This window comes from Solwaraspora sp. WMMB335 (assembly GCF_049179075.1).
Taxonomy (GTDB): Bacteria; Actinomycetota; Actinomycetes; order Mycobacteriales; family Micromonosporaceae; genus Micromonospora_E.
Genome location: NZ_JBMHMF010000001.1, coordinates 173,327 through 193,838, shown reverse-complemented (window position 1 = coordinate 193,838; position 20,512 = coordinate 173,327). Strand labels below are relative to the sequence as shown.

Sequence of the window (20,512 nt, the reverse complement as noted above, 5' to 3'; positions counted from 1 at the left end):
GGGCCGGCGGCAGGCGGCGGGTAGGCACCGGTCGCCGTCGACCACCCCTGGGCACCATCCTGCCTCAGCTGACCACACCGGGCAGGCCACCGGGGGTGGCCGAGCGGCAGGCAGCCGCCATCCTCGTCGGGGGCCGCACACCGATCGCCGGCCGTGCGGCTAGAGCAGCCCCGCGGCGACCGCGCGGACCCGGGCGGCGATCTCGGTGACGTCGCCGTCGGTCAGCCGTGGCAGGGTAGGCAGGTTGAATCCGCGCGCGGCCAGGTCGGTCGAGACCGGAAACCGGCCCGCCGATCCCCGGTAGGGCGGCAATTCAGGCAATGGGACGAAGAACGGCCGGGTCTCCACCCCGAGGTGCGCCAGCCGGCGCAACAGCGTGTCCCGTACCGCCCGGCCACCACCCGCGACCAGCGCGCACGCCATCCAGGGCGCACGGCGTGTCCCCGGGTCGGGCGGCGGGCGCTCGGCCAGTCCGGCAGCGCCGGCGAGGGCACGGGTGTACCCACGGATGATCCGCCTACGGCGGGCGAGCAGGTCCTCGGCCCGTTCCAACTGCGCGCAGAGCATCGCCGCGGCGACGTTGGTGAGCCGGTAGTTGAACCCGATCAGTGGGTGGTAGTAGCGGCGCTGCGGATCCATGCCCTGGTTGCGCAGCATCCGCATCCGCTCGACGAGCAGCGGATCGGTGGTCACCACCGCGCCGCCCTCGCCACAGGTCAGGATCTTGTTGCCGAAGAACGAGAACGTGGTCAGATCGGCCAGGGCACCCACCGGCGCGCCGGCCACGCTGGCCCCGAGCGACTCGGCGGCGTCGGCCACCAGCAACAGGCCGTGTTCGTGGCAGAGTCGACGCAACGCCGGGTAGTCCGCCGGCTGGCCGTACAGGTCGACGGCGAGTACCGCCCTGGTCCGGTTGGTCACCGCAGCGCGCACCTGCCCCGGGTCCAGGCACCAGGTACGTGGGCAGACATCGACGAACACCGGGCGGGCACCGCAGTACACCACGGCGTTCGCGGTGGCGACGTAGGTCAGCGCAGGCACGATGACCTCGTCACCCGGCCCGATCCCGGCCGCGGCCAGGGCCAGATGCAGGGCCACCGTGCCGTTGGCCGTGGCCACCGCGTACCGGGTCCGGCACCAGGCGGCGAACTCGTGCTCGAACCGGTCCAGGTAGGCGCCCCGGGACGACACCCAGCCGCTGCGCACCGCGTCCAGGACGTACTTCTCCTCCAGGTCGCTCAACGCCGGCTCGGCCAGCGGGAAGCGGTAGTCGGTCGGGACGCCGCGCCGCGGGCTCACCGGCCGCCACCAGCGAGGTCGGCCGGCGCCGCGTGGCCCGATCCCGGGATCGGTCCCCGGCAGCCGTCCGCGACCCACCGACAGACCGCGGCGTAGTCGGCCGCGGTGTCCGCCCAGGTGCGTCCGGCCAGCCGGTGTCCGGCCAGCGCCGACGCCTCGGCGTAGCGCCGCCGCTCACGCCGCAGCCGGCGAATCGCGTCCCGGATCGACCGAGGGCTGTGCGGATCGAAGAAGCAGACGTCGCCGCCGGCGAACTCGACCTGCGCCCGAAGCGGCGCGACATCCGCGCAGGCGACCGGCAGGCCCCAACTGAACGCCTCGAAGATCGCGCCGCTGGCCGCCTCCCACAGCGACGGCACCACCACGGCGTCGGCCCGGCTGAACAGCGCGGTCAACTCCCCCTCGGAGACGAACCCGGTGAAGCTCACCCGGCCGGCCAGGTCGGGCTCGGCCGCCCGTCGGCGTAGCTGGGTTGCCTGCGGATCCACCAGTGGGCCGGGGCACACCAGCCGGACCTCGGGCAGTTGCGCCACCGCGGCCAGCAGCGTCCGGTGGTTCTTGTGCCGGGCCGTGGCCGACGGGTACAGCAGCAGGCCCGGCTCGGAGCGCGCGGGCAGCCCGGCGGGGCGGGGATGGAACGCCGGCAACGGGATCAACGCGGTACGCCCGCGAGCCTGCCCGAACAGCTCGCGGACCTGCTGGTACGGATGCGGCCAGGAGACCACGACCGCCGCGGCCCGGGCCACGTTGCGCCGGATCAGCGCCTGGTCGGCCGCGCTGCGGAACTCGTCCTGGAACACCCGCAGGTCGTGCAGGACCAGCACGCTGCGCGCCGCACGCACCGGGACCCGGTGGAACGGGTAGATGGTGACCGCGTCGTCGGTGGGCACCGGATTGGCCCGCTGGCGCAGCGCGGCGACCGCCCGCCGGGCCGGTGCCGAGGAACTGACCCAGCCCGGCACCCAGCGGCGCAACCCGCCGGACTGACGGATCGCGGTGAACGGTTGCTGGACCTCCCGCCACCGCACCGGGGCGGGGCCGGTCCGCTGGCGCCACCGCTCGGCGGTGCCGGCGACGACGATCACCTCGACCTCGTCGGCGCCAGCGGCGAGCCCGCTGACGAGCCCGTAGGCGAAGGACTCGACCCCGGCGGAGCGCTCGGGCACGATGGCTGAGGCGTCGATGCGGATTCGCACGGCTGCACCTCCCTGATGACCTCCTGCGCGGCATGCGGCTTCATGGTGACTAACCAGCCGGCCAGGGCCAGGGACACGGCCGACGCGAGGACCGTCGCCGACGCCACCTCGGTCACCGTGCGGCAGAACGGGAACACCGCGAGGAAGACCAGCAAGGCGCAGCCGTTCACCGCGGCGGTCGCCCACGGGCGGTGTTGCCCGGCGAGTCGCCCGTTGACCCCGTGCCGCACCGCGACGAGCACCCCGGCCAGGCAGAGCAACTGGGCCGCCGGCACCGCCGCGACGAAGCCGGACCCGAACGCGAGCGGCACGCTCCACGGCGCGCTGCCCGCGACGACCGCGGCGAGCAACGAGGACAGTCCCAGGCCTGTGCCGTCGATCACCCGGTTCCCTGGCGCCCGCCCGGTCAGGCCACGCAACAGGCCCGCGCTGCCAAGCACACCGACGATGTTCCCGGCCGCGGTGGCGACCGCGTACACGCCGACCTGCGGCAGTGCGAAAGCGCTCGGCAGCAGCAGCAGATCGATGCGCAGGTTGACCAGGTGCAGCACCGCGCCGAGATGGTAGCCACCGGCGAAGCCGACCAACCGCCGGGACTGCCCCCGGGTCGGCCAGACCGGACGGATCCGGCGCCAACCGCCGACCAGCAGCGGTGGTAGCCAGACGCTGACGCCGACGGCCGCGACGAACAACGAGATCCCATACGCCGGCCAGATGGCGGTGGTCGCCGCGGCGGCCAGGCAGCCGCCGAGGTAGAGCAACGGCTGCAGCAGCCGCATCCGGACGAGCCCGGACCAGCGGCGACGTGCCACCAGATCCGCCGCTCGCATGTCGACGGCCACGTTTCCACAGGTCACAGCCGCGAACATGACGACCAACCAGGGCCCGTCCACGACGACGGCGCCTACCCCCAGAGCCAGCGGAACGCTCGCTACACCCAGCAGACCCAGGACGGTCAGCCCGACCGCGGGCGGCACGACCGGTCGGGACCGGACATCGGCCCGGGCGATCACCGCCTTGTCGACCGAACCGGTCGCGGTCCACGCGAGCACCGTCGCCCAGGTGACCAGGACAGCGAGCGCTCCCCGCCCGCCGGCGTCCACGGTCCGGGCGGCGATCGCGCTGGCGACCAACCCGATCACCGCGGTCAACAGGGCGCTCAGTTCGAGTCCGCGCTCGGCGGCCAGGGCCCGGATCGACGCGCGGGCGGGCAATCCGGCTACCTGTCGATCCGTACCAGGCGGCCACAACGCTCGTCGTCGAGCAGTTGCCGGTCGGCATCCACCATGATCCGGACCAGGTCGGTGAAGAGGGTCTTGGGCTGCCAGCCGAGTTGCCGACGCGCCTTCCCGGCGTCTCCGATGAGGACGTCGACCTCGGCGGGACGGTAGTAGCGGGGATCCACCCGCACGTACCGCTGCCAGTCCAGGCCGACGTGGTCGAAGGCGGCGGCGACGAACTCGCGTACGGTGTGCGCCTCGCCGGTGGCCACCACGTAGTCGTCAGGGCGCTCCGGCTGCAGGGTCAGCCACATGGCCGCCACGTACTCGGGGGCGTATCCCCAGTCGCGGACCGCATCCAGGTTGCCCAGGAACAGTTCGTCCTGGATGCCCGCCTCGATCCGGGCCACCGCGCGGGTGATCTTGCGGGTGACGAAGTTCTCTCCGCGCCGTGGGCTCTCGTGGTTGAACAGGATCCCGTTGCTGACGTACATGTCCCACGCCTCGCGGTAGTTCACCGCGGTCCAGTAGGCGAAGACCTTGGCGCAGCCGTACGGACTGCGCGGGTGGAACGGGGTGCCCTCGTGTTGCGGTGGCGGCGCGGCGCCGAACATCTCCGACGATGACGCCTGGTATATCCGACTGGACACCCCCGCCACCCGGACCGCCTCCAGCAGGCGCTGGGCACCGAGCCCGGTGACCTCGGCGGTGTGACCGGGGGTGTCGAACGAGACCCGCACGTGGCTCTGCGCGGCGAGGTTGTACACCTCGTCCGGTTCGGTCCGGCGCAGCAGCCGCACCAGCGAACCGGTATCGGTCAGGTCACCATAGTGCAGGAACAGGCGCGCGTCCGGGTCGCGGGGATGCACGTCGATGCGGTCGACCCGGTCGGTGTTGAAGCTCGACGAGCGTCGCTTCAACCCGTGCACCGTGTAGCCGCGGGCGAGCAGGAACTCGGCCAGGTAGCTGCCGTCCTGGCCGGTGATCCCGGTGATCAGCGCGGTGGCGGACATGGGACCTCACAGTTCGGTCAACGGGTGCCGGTCAGCGGGCGGGCCGGCACACCGGCGACCACGATCTGCGGCGGTACGTCGTGGATGACGGTCGCGCCGGCACCGACCACCGCGCCGGCACCGACCGAGATCCCGTCGATCACGGTGGCGCCGGCTCCGATGGTGGCGGCGCAGCCGATGCGGGCACCACCGGCCACCGTGCTGGCCGGCAGCAGGGTGGCGTAGTCGTCGAGGACGGTGTCGTGCCCGACCGAGGCGTTGGCGTCGACGTGCACGTGCCGTCCGGTGCGCACGTCGCTCATCAGGATCGCGCCCGGCCACAGCACGGTGCCGGGTCCGAGGTCGGCGCCACGGCACACGACGGCGGCCGGATGGACCAGCCGGGCCGGTACCGCGCGCAGCCGGGCGTCGACCCGGGCCCGGACCGGTCCGGCTCCGATGCCGATCAGGTACCGCGGCCCGGGCGACGCCTGCTGCTGCCACCACCCGTCGTCACCCAGCCATGGCACCGGTAGGACGGCCAAATCGGCATCACGCCGGGGACCGGTGCAGCCGATGATCTTGTAATCGCCGGCGGCTTCCGCGATGGCGAGGATCTCGCGGGCGTGCCCGGAGGTGCCGAGCAGGACCAGCCCGGACAGCGACGGGCCGGCAGGCACGCTGGGCTCGTGGGACAGCACGGACCACTCACTCTCATCGACATCTACTATACGGACAATTTGTATCAGATAGGGCGTACGTCGGTAGTCGAATCGCCGGGACCGACCGACGCGGTCCGCCGACCGCGGTCCGTGGGTGAACCGCGGTCCGCCCGCCGGGCACCGCCGGCCAACCGCACCACCAGGTACGCGGCGCCGAGCGCGACCAACGCCTGCAGGTGACCGGCGATGCTGTCCGGATACATCATCCCGACCAGCACCAGGTCCTCGATGACCAGCACGGCGGCGGCCAGTTTGAACGGCCCCGACCGGGTCGCCAGCAACAGCCCGAGATAAGCGGCGACGACCGCGAAGAACAGCATCATCCCGGCCGGCCCGGTGAGCAGCCACAGGTTGCCCACCGACAGGAACGTGTACGACGACTGCCCCGAACCACCCCGGAACGTGTCGAGCAGCCGGCCGGTGCTCACCTGCGGCCGGTCGCGGTCCAGCATCCGGGGCAGCACCGCGTACCTGGCCATGGTCAGCAAATCCGGCTGTCCCACGTCGATCGGCACCGGATGCCCGGCCGCCGATCCGATCAGCGTGTCCAGCCGCAACCGGCCGTACGCGTCGTAGTCGCGGTACTGGACCGCTCCGGCGGCCATCCGGACCTCGTTGCGCACCGTGATCGCCATCGGCCACAGGAGCAGACCGGCCAGCACCACCGCCAGCACCGTGCGGACCCGGACCAGCCCGAGGAGCAGCAGGCAGGCGGCGGCGCCGGTGAAGAACTCGAACGCGGGCGCGAACATCCCCGCCACCGTGACGTTGAGCAGCACGCTGGCGGCCAGGGCGGCGAGCCAGCCGAGCGCGGCCCGCACCGGCAACACTCCCGCCCGCCAGGCACAGCTGATCAGCACCACCGCGATCAACGGCCAGGCCCGAAACGGGGTGAGCAGCGGTTCGACCGTTGACCGCGACACCGCGTCGATCGCGACCCGGTACGAGTTCATCCCGACCAGGGTGCCGAGCAGGTTGGTGCCCAGAGCCACCGCGGCGACGAGTCGGGCGCCCCGGGCGAGCCGACGGTCCCGGCCGACCGGGCCGGTGAGTCGGGCCACCCACTGTGGTCCCGGCCGGTGCAGCCGGGCCAGCGCCACCTCCACACCGAACGCGGCCAGCACCGCCAGTCCGGTCAACTGGATGACGAACCACCGGTGCGGGTTGCCGGACAGCACCGCCGGCACCACCGCGAACGGCACGTACTGCACGGTCAGTCCGATGGTGACCGGAAACCGGCGCAGCCAGCCGGCCGGTGCCCGTCGGTGCCGGCCGACGCCGGCCGGCACCGACGCGTTTTCCGTCGCGACGGCGGTCATCCCGCCGCCCCGTCCAGTAGCCAGTCGAAGTAGTCGGCCGGGGAAAATGGGTCCGGATCCGGCACCACCGGTTCACTCAGCCGGATCACCGCCTCCCGCAGCGTGCGCGGATCCGCCGGACGGTACGGCCGCAGCGCCCCGCCGGCGATCTCGCGGGCCTGCGCGCCGTCCGGAGCGATCACGGCGACACCGCCGGCGCGTGCCTCCGCCAGCGGATAGCCGAACGACTCCACCACGCACGGGTAGAAGATCCCGGTGGCGGTGGCCCAATGGTCCGTCATCTCCTCGGAGGGCAACGGCCCGAGCACGCGCAGCAACGGGTGGTCGGCCAGATCCGGCGGCAACTGGGTACGGCTCGCGGTGACCCGTACCAGGGGTGGATCGGCCATTCCGGCCAGCACCGCCACCAGCGACCGCAGTTCCGTGGTGAGGTTCTTGTACGGACCCGGCACCACCGGCACCAGCAGCGCGCGCTCGGCCGAGCCGCGACGCGGCACCGCGGTGACCGGATGTGGGCGGACGACGATCCGGGCAGCCAGCGCCGGCCGGTGGAAGACCACCCGCTCGGCCATCGGGCTGCAGGGCACGACGATCACGTCGGCCCGCTCCAGCGATCGGCGCACCACCGGGATCTGGGCCCGCCACGCCGGCGGTAGACGAGTGGCCAGATGGGACTCGTCCGGGTAGAGAAAGTGCAGGGCGTTGCGGGCCAGAACCACCCGCCGACCGCCGCTGACCAGGAATGAGACGTTGTTGGCCGCGATCGTGGTGCGGGCCCGGCGGGCCAGTGACTCGCGACGCAGCAGCCAGCCCGGGGTGATTCGCCGTCCCCGACCGATCACCGTCACCTGGTCGACCGCCCCGCACCGGCGACCGGCACCGGCGCGTCGCAGGTGCCGGTCGAGTTCGGCCCGCCATCTGGCGGCACCGCCGCCGGCGCCACCGGCCGTGTCGAGCACCAAGGTCACGCCCGGATCCCCGCCCACTGGTGGTGGCGACGCACGGTCGACAGGATGAAGTCGACCACCCGACGTGAGGTGTCCGGTATCTGGTAGTCGGCCGGGCAGGGCACGCCGGCCACCGACACCTGCGCGGTGACGGTGCTCACCGCCTCGACCACCCCGACCGGATCGAGACCGGTCATCACGATCCCGCCCACCTCCAATGCCTCCGGCCGCTCGATCGACTCACGCAGGGTGACCGCGGGAAAACCGACGATCGACGCCTCCTCACTGACGGTGCCGCTGTCCGACAGCGTGCACCGGGCCCGGCGCTGCAGGTGTACGTAGTCGAAGAAGCCGAACGGTTCATGGAAGACGACACCGGACAGTGCGTCGGGTGCCAACCCGGCGGCGTCGATCCGCTTACGGGTGCGCGGATGTGTGGAGACCAGCACCGGCAGGCGCCAGCGCTGGTGGACCGCCCGCAGGCAGTCCAGCAGTCGGGCCAGCCGGGCCGGATCGTCGACGTTTTCCTCCCGGTGCGCGCTGACCACGAAGTACTCGCCGGGATGCAGGCCCAGGTGGGTCAGCACGCGGGCGGCGGCGATCGCCTCCCGGTGCCGGTCGAGCACCTCCCGCATCGGCGAACCGGTCAGCAGGATGCGCCGCGGATGCAGACCCTCGGCGAGCAGGTTGCGCCGGGCGTGCTCGGTGTAGACCAGGTTGAAGTCGCTGACGTGGTCGACCAGCCGACGGTTGGTCTCCTCCGGGACGTTCAGGTCGAAGCACCGGTTGCCCGCCTCCATGTGGTAGACCGGCACCCGCATCCGGCGGGCGATCAGCGCGGCGATGCAACTGTTGGTGTCGCCGAGCACCAGCAGAGCATCCGGCCGGTGGGCGCGGATCGCCTCCTCGACGCCGACGAGGACGTCGGCGAAGACCCGGCCAAGCGAGCGGGTGTCCACCCGCAGGAACCGGTCCGGTGCGCGCAACGCCAGCTCGGTGAAGAACACGTCGGACAGCTGGGGATCCCAGTTCTGCCCGGTGTGCACCAGCACATGGTCCACGGTGGCGTCGAGCCGGCGGACGACTTCGGACAGCCGGATGATCTCCGGCCGGGTGCCGACGACGGTCATCACCCGGGTGCTCCTCATCGGGCCACCGCCCGCCGGTGGGCCGCCTCCAGCAGCAACTGCTCGATCCGGTCCACCCCGCCCGCCAGCGACATCTCGAGCTCGTACGTCCGCCGGGCACGCACGGCCAACCGCGCCCGTTCGGTGTCGCCGGCCGCCGCGGCGGCGCTGAACGCGTCGGCGATCGCGCGCCAGTCCCCGGGTGGGCAACTCCAGCCCACCCCGGTACGGCGCACGAATCGCGCGGTGTCCCCGGCGGCCGCCGCGATCACCGGTACCCCGCAGGCGAGCGCCGCCTGCAGCTTCGACGGGATGACCCCACGCAACACCGGCAGGTCCCGCAGGGTCACCAACTGGTAATCGGCGGCGGCGGCCAGTTCGGCCATCTCCTCGGGCGGGCGCTGCCCCAGAAACCGCACGTTGCCGGCGCCCAGTTCCTCGGCCAGGGACCGGGCCGAGTGTGCCGCGACGCCGGAACCGACCAGTACCAGATCGACCTTGCCCGCCATCGCGGCAGCGGCCCGAACGGCCTCGTCTACGCCCTGGAAGACACCGAGATTTCCCGCGTACATGATGGTGCAACGGCTCCGCCCACCCGCCCGGACCTGATCGCGGGCCCGACTGGTCGCCGGCACCGGTCTGAACAGCCTCTCGTCGGTCCAGTTCAACACCACCTGCACCCGTCGTCGGTCCGCGCCCCGGGCCGCTACCAGGTCGCGGGCGCCGGGCGCGATCACGACGACCCGGTCGGCGGAGCGGTAGACCGCACGCATCAACCGGGCCAGCGCGGCGTCAGCCACGCGGCCGGTCAGCCCCCCAGGGCACAGCGGCGACGCCGTCACCGACTCCGGCCACACGTCCTGCACGTGCAGCACCACCGGGACACGACGCAACAGACGCAGCACGGCCGCCGCCGCGTACGCGGTGCCCGGCGGCAGGTAGACATAGAGCACGTCGATGTCGGCCAGATACCGTGGCGCGGCGAGGACGCTGCTCGCGGCGAAGGATACAAACGTCGCCGCCCGACGTGCCGCCGACGCGTCGTGGCTGGGGTAGAGCGGCACCCGGCGCACCGACAACCGCCCATCGGTGTGCCGGTGCCGCCAGGACTGCCGGTAGCCGGGATAGACCGTGCCCTGCGGATAGTTGGGGTAGCCGGTGAGCACCCGGACCTCGTGCCCGCGAGCGGTCAGCTCGGTGGCCAGGCTGCCCGGGATGAACGCCGGCTCCGGCGGGTACCACTGCGAGACGACGCCGATCCGCAGACCCTCCGCCGCGATCCGGGTCACCGGGTCACCACCGGCGCACCCGTCGGCGCCGGGGACCCGATCCGCACCTGCGGCGGCTCCACCAGCTCCGGATAGGTGTCCGGGCGGGCCGGATCGAAGACCTGGTCGGCCCAGAACAACGTGACCAGGTCGTCGTTCCCGGTGTTGACGATGTGGTGCGCCCACATGGTGGGCATGTCGACCACGACCGGTCGCTCGCCGCTGACCGGGAAACGTGCCGTCTCGCGGCTGGCCACCCGCCGCAGCCGGATCTCGCCGCTGCCGGCGAGCACCGCGAACCGCTCGATCTTGGCGAGATGGAAGTGCTCGCCGCGGCTGGCACCGGGCCGGGTGGTGGAGCAGAAGACCTGGCCACCGCCACCGCCACCGTGCACGCGCACGACCTCGACCAGATCACCCCGGTGGTCGCCACGGCGGATCAGCGGCATCGGATACGCCTGCGGAAACACGTGCGACCGGTAGGTGTTGAACAGCTGGGTCTCGAACCGGTCCGCCAGTGCCGGGATCTCCCCGCCACGGTAGTCGGTGGCGAACCGACCGAGCAGTCCGGCGAGCTGACCGACCGAGATCCGCCGGGCGGACAGCGCGGTCGACCAGGTGTCGCCGGTCGGAGCTCCGGCGAGCGCGGCCGCGGCGTCACCCGCGTGGACCAGGTCCAGCGGCCGATCGTCGCGGATCTGTGGTGAGACGTCGTCGGCCAACCGGCGGCAGAACGTCGCGACCACCGAGTTGTAGTCCGGCCGTCCATGCTCGCCGAACAGATTGGGCAGGAGCAGATCGATGAAAGCGTCGGGGCGTGGGCTGGCCTCGGCCAGCAGGGCCGCAGCCGCCGCCTTGGAGTCACCGTACGGCGTACCGTTGCCCGCCTGGATCGAGTTGGCGAACGCCACCTGCTGTGGTGGTCGTTGGCAGCGACGCAGCCCTTCGGCGACGGCCCTGGCCAGCGCGACGTTACCGACCGCGACCTGATCGGGCGTGCCCCGGTTCACCCCGGCGAGGTGCACCAGTCGATCCGCGCCGGTGAGCTTGTCCGCGACGCGCAGCGGATCGGCCAGTTCGGCACGACCGATCACCGCCGGCTCCGGCCAGCCGAGTGCCCGGCAGAGCACCCGCAGGTGCCAGCCGAGGAACCCGTTGCCGCCGGTCAGCACGAGCCGGTGGCTCATCCGACCATCACCAGTTCCCCGGCGCCCACCTCGGACCTGATCTCCGGCAGGTTGCCCAGCAACTCGACCAGCTGGGCGACGGTCAACCGGGTCGCGGTGTCGGAGGTGAAGTCGCCGCCGCCACGATCACCGCCCGGGCCGACGCCGGCCGGCAGGTCACTGTGGTAGTTCAGCCCTCGGGTGTCCGCCGGCACCCGCAGGACCTCGCCGAGATCGTCGGCACGGGCGAGCTCGTGGGCGGTCGCCAGGGTCTCCGCGGTCTTCTCGCCGTGCCGAACGCCGATGACGTCGGTCTTCGGCGCCACCTCGAACACCGTACAGACCGCTTCGGCCAGATCGGCGACCGTACAGGCAGGCGCCTTACGGATGAAGATGTCGCCCGGTTGGGCCTGGGTGAAGGCCCTGGCGACGAGGTCCACCGCGTCGGGCAGCGACATCAGGAAGCGGGTCATCCGCGGATCTGTGACGGTGAGCGGCCGGCCCTGCCGGATCTGCTCGACGAACAGCGGAAGGACCGAGCCGCGCGAGTAGAGCACGTTCCCGTAACGCACGCACGACACGACCGGGCCGTTCGGCCGCCGGTCGTACACGTACGACTGGACGAGCTTTTCCATCAGCGCCTTGGACATGCCCATCGCGCTCACCGGGTAGACGGCCTTGTCGGTACTGAGTGTCACCACGGTGCGCACCCCGGTCCGTTCGGCGGCCTCGATGACGGCCGCACTACCGAGGACGTTGGTCCGGACCGCCTCCAGGGGAAAGAACTCCCCGGAGGGCACCTGTTTGAGCGCGGCGGCGTGGAAGACGAAGTCCATGTCACGGCAGGCTCGACGGACCGTGTCCGGGTCCCGTACGTCACCCAGCTGGAAACGCAACCGGCCGTCGTCGAACGCGCGGCGCATCGTGTCCTGCTTCGCCTCGTCGCGGCTGAGGACACGCACCTCGGCGATGCTCGTGTCGAGCAGATAGCGGGCCATCGTCCGCCCGAAGGAACCGGTGCCGCCGGTGATCAGCACCCGGCACCCAGTCAACGCATCGGCCACGCCCGCTCCTGTCTGTCGGGGCCTCGGTGGGACGGTTGAGGCGGGACAGCCGCGGCTAAGAGCCCACCTTCAGGACCAAGACCACGGCAACCAGGCTAAATTACGCAGCTGCCACCATTCGGCACATCGCCGATATTTTCTGACCAGCCGCTGTCACGGCAGCACGTGTCGGGCGGTCGGCGAGCACCGGATCGGACAGCGGGTGGAGCCGGACGTTTGGCAAGGCTACCCTTTGCGATACGGCTGGCCGCCGGTGTTCCGGCTGGCCGGAGCAGGTCCCCCGACCCGGCCAGGAGTGTGCGATGCCCGACATCGTCGAGCGACCCCCGCGAACCGCCCCGCCTACCACGGCGTCGGCCGGCGCCCGGGACGCAGCGCCCCGGCTACGCACCAGGGCGCTGCGCCTCGGCTACGGCGCACAGGTCGTGGTGCCGCGACTCGATCTCGACATCGTCGACGGCTCGGTCACCGCGATCGTCGGACCGAACGGCTGCGGCAAGTCGACCCTGCTGCGCGCGCTCGGCCGACTGCTCCGACCGACCGCCGGGGAGGTACTGCTCGACGGGCAACGGATCCAACAGTTGCCCACCCGCGAAGTCGCCCGCCGACTCGGCATCCTGCCCCAATCACCGAGCGCACCGGACGGGCTCACCGTCGCCGATCTCGTCATGCGCGGCCGCCAGCCGCACCAGAGCTGGCTGCGGCAGTGGTCGCGGGCCGACGAACAGGTCGTCACCCAGGCGCTGGCCTGGACCGGGCTGACCGAGCTCGCCACGCACCCGGTGGACACCCTCTCCGGCGGTCAGCGGCAACGGGCCTGGATCTCGATGGCCCTGGCCCAGGGCACGGACATCCTGCTGCTCGACGAGCCGACCACGTATCTCGACCTGGCCCACCAGATCGACGTACTGGAGTTGGTCGACCGGCTGCACCGCGAGCACGGTCGGACCGTGGTGATGGTGCTGCACGACCTCAATCTGGCCGCCCGCTACGCCCGGCAACTGATCGCCATGAAGGACGGCGAGGTACTGGCCGGTGGCCCACCGGCCCAGGTGCTCACCCCCGAGCTGGTGGAGCAGGTCTTCGGACTGCGGGTGATGGTGATCGAGGATCCGGCCAGCGGCACCCCGCTCGTCGTTCCACTCGCCGGATCGGCAGCGCGGGCGTCCACCATAGAGAAGAAATCTATTCCGATGATTCGTGCCGTAACCGGCTGACGGGTCCGGTCGGGGGTACTGTTTGCCCGGGCAAGGTGCACCGACCGAAAGAGAGACCGTTCATGGCATACCCCGTGGTCACCACTGGTGACGTCTCCCGGCTGCTGGACGACTTGGTGGAGCGGGTGCCCGAAGCGCAACAAGCCGTTGCGCTGTCTCCCGACGGTCTACTGCTCGCGCATTCCAAAGGCGTCGAGCTTGAGCAGGCGGAACAACTGTCCGGAGTGGTAGCAGGACTGCGCGCACTCGCTGTCGCGGCCGGTCAACACGCCGGCACCGGACGGGTACGACAGATCGTCATCCAGATGGGCACCGCTTTCCTGTTCATCGCCGCTACTCCCGGTGGCGCCATCATCGCTGCGGTATTCGACGCCGGATCCGACATGGACGCCGTCGCCTACGAAGTGGCCTTGTTCGCCGGTCGGGCCGATCGGCATCTACCCGCCTTTCCCGAACCCGAGGATAGTCACCCGACGGAACCAGTCGAATCACTTACCGGAGGCGGCAAGCACTCCGCGTAGCGACACCTGGCCATACGGCGACCAATTGCCGTACGACAACCGCCACTCGCGTACCGTACGACGCCTGGCGTCATCGTGCCCAAGGTGGCTCAATCCACCCTGGTCACCGTCAGGTCGGAGAATCCGGCGGCGGCGTCGATGTCGTACCGGTCGGTCGTCTCCTCCCAGGAGGGGGTGCTCACCGTCTCGCCAGCGGCGACCCCGTCGCGGCGCTCGCCGTCCACACTGATGCTGCCGGCGCCGGAACCGGCCCGCACCCGGACCGGCACCTGCGCCGGCGCTTCGACGCGCCAGGTGCCGGCTCCGCCGGACATCCGGATTCCGACGGTGCCGTCCGGCTCCGGCAGCACGATATCCAATGTGCTCACCCCACCGGCGAGTTCCACCTCGGAAATGCGGGTACCGGTGAGATCGATCCGCTGCTCGGTCGCGCCGCCGAGGATCCGGACCGACCAGCGCACGTCACGGTGCAGTTCGATGTCCAGCACGCCGGTGCCCCCGTTGCCTGTCTCGGCGAGTCCGACCTGCACGCTGTCGTCCCGCACGGTCACCTGCGGCGCCACCGCGCCCTGCGGCGGTGTCCGCGCCCGCAACAGCTGGTCGCCGAGATCGGCGGCGAGCACCCGGATCTCGGTCGCGCCGTCGAGTACCTCCAGCCGAGCGACGGTCCGGCCGCCCAGCGGCTCCTGAACGGTCCAGGCGGGCGCACCGTCGCCGCCGTCGAAGCCCGGGCCGGCGGCGGAGCCGGAGCCCAACCGGTCGATCACGACCGCCACGATCGTACCGGCGACCAACAGCGCCGCGATCACCCCGAGGATGATCATCACACGGCGGGGCGGCCCGGGTCGGTCGCCGGCCGGCGACGCACCGTCGACCGGCGACTGCGCCGCGTGCGGTTGCTGCCCGGCCGTTGGCTGCTGGTTGCGCGTTTGCTGCGACACGACGTCCCATCCGTTTCCCGTGCGGGTGCCTGGCACCGGGACCCGCACCGGTCAGGCCGGGGCCGCCGGCGCGTCCGTTCCTACCCGGAAACCCGACCGGGCAATCATAGGCTGGCCGCCGCGGCCGTCTCGTCGCCCAGGCCCAGCAGGTGGTGCAGGTAGTCATTGACGAACAGGCCGTGCGGGTCGAGCCGATCCCGGGCCGCGAGGAACCGGTCCGCCTGCGGATAACGCTCGAGTAGGCGCCGACCGGCGAGCCGATGGATCTTCGCCCAGTGCGGGCGGCCACCGTAGGCCAGGAAGATCGGCTCCACGTCGGCGAAGAACTCGCGGTACGGCAGGTTCTCGTTCTGGTGCAGCGAGATGGTGACGCTGTCGCGCCCGTACGCCGGACTCAGATACGCCGCGTCGGCCGCGACGTAGCGGTAGAGCACCCGCCAGGCGGTGTGCTGACGGTGCCGCGACCGGATCCGGTGGCGCACCTCCTGGAAACAGGCCGGACCGGCCGGTGCCGGTACCGCGTACTCGATCTCGTGGAACCGCAGCGACCGTCGCTTGCTCAGCGTGGCGTTGCTCCACCCGGCCTGTTCCTCGGTGCAGCCGCTCGCCGGCAACTGCCACGGCCCGGGATCGTCGTCGACCGGGTTGACCGTCCGCAGGTGCGCGTCGTCGCGGCGCGGATACCAGTAGAAGTCCACGTTGCGGTTGCTCGTCAGCAACTCGTCAAAGGTGTCCAGGCACTGCTGTACCGGCAGCCCCCACTCGCGGCGGCGGGCCTGGAAAACCGGCACCACCCGGACCCGGACGGCGGTGAAGACGCCGAGCAGGCCCATCGACACCTGGACGGCCCGCAGCAGATCGAGATCGTGCTCCGCCTCGACCTGCTGGACCTGGCCGGCGGCGGTGACCATCCGGACCCCGGTGACCAGCGCGGACAGGTTCGGTAGGCCGCGACCGCTGCCGTGCGTACCGGTGCTCACCGCGCCGGCGATCGCCTGTGTGTCGACGTCACCCAGGTTGACCATGGCCAACCGGTGACGACCGAGATCCTCTCCGAGCCGGTGCAGCCGGGTACCGGCACCCACCCAGACCTGCCCGTCGCGTGGGGTGTCCAGCACGCCGGCCGGTAGCCGGTCCAGTGACAGCAGGACGTCGTCGGTGCGCACCAGCGGCGCCGAGGAGTGCCCGGCCCCGACCGGCCGCACCGTAGCCCCGTTCGCGGCGGCCCGCCTGATCACCCGGCACACCTCGGGTTCGGAGTCCGGATAGGCCACCGAACCCGGCTCGAAGCTGAGTCCGCCGGACCAGTTGCGCCAGGTCACAACGCGGCCCGCAACGGGTCGCCGGGACGGCGGCCACGCCGGTGGGACCGGGCCAGGTCGCGTCGGCCACGGCCGAGGGCGTCCAGCTTGCCCCACGGGCCAGGGATGTCGTGCACCTCGATGTGGCCCAGATCCTCGGGCACGGCGGGATCGACGATCAGGTCGCCGTCGTAGGGCTCCAGGCCGAGCAGCACCCGCAGGAACAGCAGCGGCGCACCGGCCGACGTCGCGTGCGGGCTGCCCGCCGCCGAGTACGGCACCGGATACTTCGTCAGCGACCGGTCGTAGCCGGCGAAGGTCTCCGGCAGCCGCGCGCCGAAGTACCGCGATGCCTCCAGCACCGCCCGCACGACCCGGGCCGCTTCGGCACGGTATCCGTACCGCCACAGCCCCCAGGCGATGAACGAATTGTCGAACGGCCACACGGTGCCGGTGTGGTAGCCGACCGGATTGAACCGGTGCGCACCGCTGGCCAGGGTACGGATCCCCCAGCCCGAGAACAGTTGCGGGCCCATCAGGTGATCGACCACCGACTGGGCGTACGCCGGCTCGACGATACCGCTCCACAGCAGGTGGCCGATGTTGGAGGTGAGGGCGTCGACCTGGCGGCCGTCACCTTGCAGCGCGTGCGCGTAGTACCCGCGATCGGCGATCCAGAAGTCCCGGTTGAACCGCTCGCGCAGTTCCGCGGCCTGCTGTTGCAGCCGGTCGGCCAGGTCCGGATCACCCCAACAGGTACGCGCGAGCCGGGCACCGCGTAGCTTCGCGTCGTAGACGTACCCCTGGATCTCGCAGGTGGCCTGCGGGAACGTGGCCGGCGTGCCGTCGCCGAACGACACCGCCCCCGGCGAGCACTTCCAGCTCTGGTTGAGCACGCCGGTGCGGGTGGCCCGGGGTCCGTACCAGACGTAACCGGTGCCCATCAGGTCGGCGTGCCGGTCGATCCAGTCGAGCGCGGCCCGGGCCTCGAACTGCATGCCGCACACCAGAGCGGTGTCGCCGGTCCACCGCTCGTACTCGTCGAGCAGCACGAGGAACAGCGCGGTGGTGTCCGCGGCGGAGAAGTCGAAGGCGTGCGAAACCTCGTTGAACAGCGCCGACTCGCCGTAGCGGCTCTCCTGCGAAATCTTGCCGGGCTGTTCGGCGCGGAACGGATCCTCGCGGGTCCCCTGGGTGAGCGCCATTATCCGCAGCGCGGGCACGGCGGTACTCGGTACGAACGGCAACGCCTGCAGGCAACTCAGTGCGGCGTCGCGGCCGAAGTACGTCATGAACCAGGGCATGCCGGCGGCCGGCAGCGGATCCCGGAAATTGACCCCTTTGTAGCGCAGCGCGGCGAGGTCGACGACGCCGCGCCGGTACGCCTCGCGCAACGGCTCGTAGTCGCAGGTCAGCGTCGGTGCGGCGGCCACCCAGTCGTCGAGTTCCCGGTGCACCTGCGGCTTCGGCCGTTCGGCGTAGCTGCGCAGGCTCTCGCGCAGGTCACGGTTACCGGCGCCACGGACGAACGTCTTCACGGTCAGGTCCGTGCACCAGGTCTCGTGGGCGGCCAGGTCGACCTCGAAGGTCAGCCCGGCCGGGTCGATCAGGGCCGGTTCGGTGGCGGACAGGATCGTTTCCCGGAAGTAGGTGTCGCGTTCGTAGCGGAACCGCAGCGCGGTGTCCTCGACCGTGGTGATGATGTCGCGATCGGTGTGGTAGCCGTCCTTCACCTCGAGAACCTGGGCGAAGTCGGCGCCGACGTCGAGGCGCAGGCGCAGGCGCACCGGCTCCTCCCGGTGGTTGAACAACGCCACCTGCTCGGTGAACGCGTCGCCGATCCAGCGGTGCCGGAACACCGAGATGTCCGCGTCGACGTAGTGCGTCGGCTCGCCCGGCACCTGGAAGAAGCGGGACTCGAAATACTGCAGGTCGTCGACGGAAAGGGTGTGCACACGCTCGCCGTTGACGCTCAGCCGCCAGTGCGAGACGAACCGGGTGTCGTAGAAGAACAGGCCGAGCGGTACGAACGGTACGGTCTCGATGTCGCCGCGTTGGTCGCTGATCATGAACAGGTTGCCGTAGAAGATACTGACCGGCCGGGCGACCACCGACGTGGTGCGCCGCGCTTCGGCGAGCGGACGGGCCGGCGACGGCGGGCCGGCGCTGTCGGCGTGCAACGGCAGCAGCCGGCGGAAGACCAGGAACAGCGGTAGGTCCCCGCGAACCGAGACGCCGTTTCGCAGCAGCAGTGCGACGGCGTTCTCCCGCCCGTCGATCAACCGCTGGAAGGTTTCATCGGACGCGTCGATGGTGCAGTCGGCGGTCTCGCCGCCGGCACCGGACTCGACCTCGGCGTGACCGTCGCGGTACGTCACCGACCAACTGCGAGTGTCTCCGGCCGGATCGGAGAGCCGGAAACGGATCGTCCCGCAAACCTGCGGCGGCAACCGTCCGTCACCGTGCGCTCCCAAGGAGTCGAAGAACTCGTCGATTTCGTCGGACATCGGGCGCAGCTTCGCTCGTCCTCGAACGAGTGGGGATCACCCGTGCCGGGTGATTGCCGACGCCGAGCCGCCGGGTGACCAGTTCCGGCCCCCTCAACGATCGGTAGCCGCAGCGATGCCGACTGTAATCAGATGAGGCACAATAGGTTACAGGCCGTATCGGGGCGCGGCGTAGCACCGAGACCAAGGAGGCCGATCCAGATGGGTGACGAGCGAATGGCCGCCGGGATGCGCTACTGGCAGACCGGACGGGGCCGTCAAGACGTACTTCTCGTACACGGTTGGTGCTGCAACCACCGGTTCATGAAGCCGATTGCCGCGCACCTGGCCAGTTGGCGTCGACGGATCGTCTCGGTCGACATGCGGGGGCACGGCAGGAGCCCGGCCGGCGAGCGCGGCTTCACGGTGCCCGAACTCGGCACAGACCTGCGTGACCTGATGATCGAGCTGGACATGACCGACGTCGTGCTGATCGGGCACAGCATGGGCGGGGTGTGGTCGCTGGCCGCGGCCACCCAGGTGCCGGACCGGATCGGCTCGTTGATCCTGCTGGACTCCTCCGTCGCGGTGCCGCCGGGCACGGCGGAGCAGGTAGCCGCCCTGGCCGAGTCCATCCGTGGGGACGACCCCCGACAGGCACGGATCGACATCATCCGGTCGTTCTTCGTCCCGGAATCCGATCCGCGGTTGGTGGACTGGGCGATCGAACAGATGCTGCGCCCCAGTGACGAGGTCGCCGCGGCCACGCTGGACGGGCTGGCCGGCTTCGTCGAGGCCGGTGGTGACGCGGCGCTGACCGGGTGGGGCCGGCGGTTGCTGTACATCGGCGGTCCGGCACCGTACGCCGACTACGGCCGGCTACGGGAGTTGGTGCCCGAGGCGGTCACCGGACAGGTCGTCGGTTCCGGGCACTTCTTCCAGTTCGAAGTCCCCCGACAGACCAACACTATGATCGATCGCTACCTACGGCTGTGGGGTCCGCCCGGATGGTGACCGGCGCGCCGGTGAACTCGGCGGCGCTGACCGTGCCGGGCACCGTGATGCCGTCGCGGCGCAGCACGGCGCGCACCGTTTCGGTCAGGATCCGCAGGTCGAGTCGCAGGCTGCGGTTGTCGACGTAGGCGACGTCGTAGGCAAGCTTGTCCTCCCAGGACAGGTCGTTGCGGCCACGGACCTGGGCCAACCCGGTGATACCGGGCCGCACCTCGTGCCGACGGGACTGCCAGGGCGTGTAGAGATCGAGGTACTTGACCAGGTACGGACGTGGGCCGACCAGGCTCATCTGCCCGCGCAGCACGTTGAACAGCTCCGGCAACTCGTCCAGGCTGGTGGCCCGCAGCCACCGCCCGACCCGGGTCATCCGCTCGGCGTCGGTGACCAGGTGCCGGCCCGGATCGACCGGCAGCATCGTACGGAACTTGATCATTTCAAACAGTTCGCCGTCGCGACCCGGCCGGACCTGCCGAAACAGCACCGGCCGGCCCAACGCGATCAACACCAGCAGGGCGACCGACGCCAGCACCGGTGCGGCGACGAGCAGTCCGACCGCCGCACCGGTGAGGTCGAGCACTCGCTTCACCGCGTCGTAGCGACGTACGGCGGAACGACGCACGGCGGCCGGCGGCCGCGCCGGATCAGTCGCCGGGCGACCGCCGACCGCCGGTGGATCGGACCCCGGCTCCATCAAGTTCTCCCCGGTGAACTC

At 71.1% G+C, this 20,512-nt stretch carries 18 protein-coding genes; 3 read left to right on the top strand and 15 right to left on the bottom strand.

Annotated elements, in window-relative coordinates; translation table 11 throughout:
- Nucleotides 1-159 precede the first annotated feature (159 nt).
- The 11 genes from ACN27F_RS00780 to ACN27F_RS00730 form a co-directional block, all read right to left on the bottom strand.
- Nucleotides 160-1,299, bottom strand: coding sequence for a DegT/DnrJ/EryC1/StrS family aminotransferase (locus ACN27F_RS00780; RefSeq protein ID WP_421430611.1), 1,140 nt, complete (start codon nucleotides 1,297-1,299; stop codon nucleotides 160-162).
- A complete protein-coding gene (locus ACN27F_RS00775) occupies nucleotides 1,296-2,495 on the bottom strand; it encodes a glycosyltransferase (protein WP_421430610.1) in 1,200 nt (399 codons plus the stop codon). The genes ACN27F_RS00780 and ACN27F_RS00775 overlap by 4 nt, the downstream gene beginning before the upstream one ends.
- A complete protein-coding gene (locus ACN27F_RS00770; protein WP_421430609.1) occupies nucleotides 2,381-3,709 on the bottom strand; it encodes a hypothetical protein in 1,329 nt (442 codons plus the stop codon). The genes ACN27F_RS00775 and ACN27F_RS00770 overlap by 115 nt, the downstream gene beginning before the upstream one ends.
- 5 nt (nucleotides 3,710-3,714) lie before the next feature.
- Nucleotides 3,715-4,728, bottom strand: a complete 1,014-nt coding sequence (gene gmd, locus ACN27F_RS00765; protein WP_421430608.1) for a GDP-mannose 4,6-dehydratase — start codon at nucleotides 4,726-4,728, stop codon at nucleotides 3,715-3,717.
- Nucleotides 4,729-4,745: 17 nt separating this feature from the next.
- A complete protein-coding gene (locus tag ACN27F_RS00760) occupies nucleotides 4,746-5,387 on the bottom strand; it encodes a NeuD/PglB/VioB family sugar acetyltransferase (RefSeq protein ID WP_421430607.1) in 642 nt (213 codons plus the stop codon).
- 65 nt (nucleotides 5,388-5,452) lie between these two features.
- Nucleotides 5,453-6,748, bottom strand: a complete 1,296-nt coding sequence (locus ACN27F_RS00755) for a hypothetical protein (protein WP_421430606.1) — start codon at nucleotides 6,746-6,748, stop codon at nucleotides 5,453-5,455.
- On the bottom strand, nucleotides 6,745-7,716 hold the full coding sequence (locus ACN27F_RS00750; RefSeq protein ID WP_421430605.1) for a hypothetical protein: 972 nt from the start codon (nucleotides 7,714-7,716) through the stop codon (nucleotides 6,745-6,747). The genes ACN27F_RS00755 and ACN27F_RS00750 overlap by 4 nt, the downstream gene beginning before the upstream one ends.
- The gene (wecB, locus tag ACN27F_RS00745; RefSeq protein WP_421430604.1) at nucleotides 7,713-8,843 is read right to left on the bottom strand and encodes a non-hydrolyzing UDP-N-acetylglucosamine 2-epimerase; all 1,131 of its coding nucleotides are present in this window, start codon (nucleotides 8,841-8,843) and stop codon (nucleotides 7,713-7,715) included. The genes ACN27F_RS00750 and wecB overlap by 4 nt, the downstream gene beginning before the upstream one ends.
- Complete coding sequence (locus ACN27F_RS00740; RefSeq protein WP_421439877.1) at nucleotides 8,840-10,087, bottom strand: glycosyltransferase family 4 protein; 1,248 nt, start codon at nucleotides 10,085-10,087, stop codon at nucleotides 8,840-8,842. The genes wecB and ACN27F_RS00740 overlap by 4 nt, the downstream gene beginning before the upstream one ends.
- Nucleotides 10,088-10,107: 20 nt before the next feature.
- Nucleotides 10,108-11,277: an NAD-dependent epimerase/dehydratase family protein gene (locus ACN27F_RS00735; RefSeq protein WP_421430603.1), complete on the bottom strand. Its 1,170-nt coding sequence runs from the start codon at nucleotides 11,275-11,277 to the stop codon at nucleotides 10,108-10,110.
- Nucleotides 11,274-12,320: a polysaccharide biosynthesis protein gene (locus ACN27F_RS00730; protein WP_421430602.1), complete on the bottom strand. Its 1,047-nt coding sequence runs from the start codon at nucleotides 12,318-12,320 to the stop codon at nucleotides 11,274-11,276. The genes ACN27F_RS00735 and ACN27F_RS00730 overlap by 4 nt, the downstream gene beginning before the upstream one ends.
- Nucleotides 12,321-12,622: 302 nt before the next feature.
- Between ACN27F_RS00730 and ACN27F_RS00725 the strand changes: the two genes are divergently transcribed.
- Together ACN27F_RS00725 and ACN27F_RS00720 are read left to right on the top strand one after the other, a co-directional pair.
- The gene (locus tag ACN27F_RS00725) at nucleotides 12,623-13,537 is read left to right on the top strand and encodes an ABC transporter ATP-binding protein (RefSeq protein WP_421430601.1); all 915 of its coding nucleotides are present in this window, start codon (nucleotides 12,623-12,625) and stop codon (nucleotides 13,535-13,537) included.
- A gap of 62 nt (nucleotides 13,538-13,599) precedes the next feature.
- Nucleotides 13,600-14,058 (top strand): roadblock/LC7 domain-containing protein, encoded by a 459-nt coding sequence (locus tag ACN27F_RS00720; protein WP_421430600.1) that lies wholly within the window; start codon nucleotides 13,600-13,602, stop codon nucleotides 14,056-14,058.
- Nucleotides 14,059-14,147: 89 nt separating this feature from the next.
- Here the strand turns inward: ACN27F_RS00720 and ACN27F_RS00715 are convergent, their stop codons facing one another.
- The 3 genes from ACN27F_RS00715 to ACN27F_RS00705 all read right to left on the bottom strand — a co-directional run bounded on the left by ACN27F_RS00715 (nucleotide 14,148) and on the right by ACN27F_RS00705 (nucleotide 18,807).
- Nucleotides 14,148-14,999: a hypothetical protein gene (locus tag ACN27F_RS00715; RefSeq protein ID WP_421430599.1), complete on the bottom strand. Its 852-nt coding sequence runs from the start codon at nucleotides 14,997-14,999 to the stop codon at nucleotides 14,148-14,150.
- A 104-nt stretch (nucleotides 15,000-15,103) separates the two neighbouring features.
- Nucleotides 15,104-16,273: a D-arabinono-1,4-lactone oxidase gene (locus ACN27F_RS00710; protein ID WP_421439876.1), complete on the bottom strand. Its 1,170-nt coding sequence runs from the start codon at nucleotides 16,271-16,273 to the stop codon at nucleotides 15,104-15,106.
- A gap of 44 nt (nucleotides 16,274-16,317) precedes the next feature.
- Nucleotides 16,318-18,807, bottom strand: a complete 2,490-nt coding sequence (locus ACN27F_RS00705; RefSeq protein WP_421430598.1) for a glycogen debranching N-terminal domain-containing protein — start codon at nucleotides 18,805-18,807, stop codon at nucleotides 16,318-16,320.
- A 201-nt stretch (nucleotides 18,808-19,008) separates the two neighbouring features.
- Between ACN27F_RS00705 and ACN27F_RS00700 the strand changes: the two genes are divergently transcribed.
- Complete coding sequence (locus ACN27F_RS00700) at nucleotides 19,009-19,800, top strand: alpha/beta fold hydrolase (RefSeq protein ID WP_421430597.1); 792 nt, start codon at nucleotides 19,009-19,011, stop codon at nucleotides 19,798-19,800.
- On the opposite strand, the gene ACN27F_RS00695 is transcribed toward ACN27F_RS00700, so the two are convergent.
- Complete coding sequence (locus ACN27F_RS00695; protein WP_421430596.1) at nucleotides 19,754-20,491, bottom strand: sugar transferase; 738 nt, start codon at nucleotides 20,489-20,491, stop codon at nucleotides 19,754-19,756. The genes ACN27F_RS00700 and ACN27F_RS00695 overlap by 47 nt on opposite strands.
- Nucleotides 20,492-20,512 lie beyond the last annotated feature (21 nt).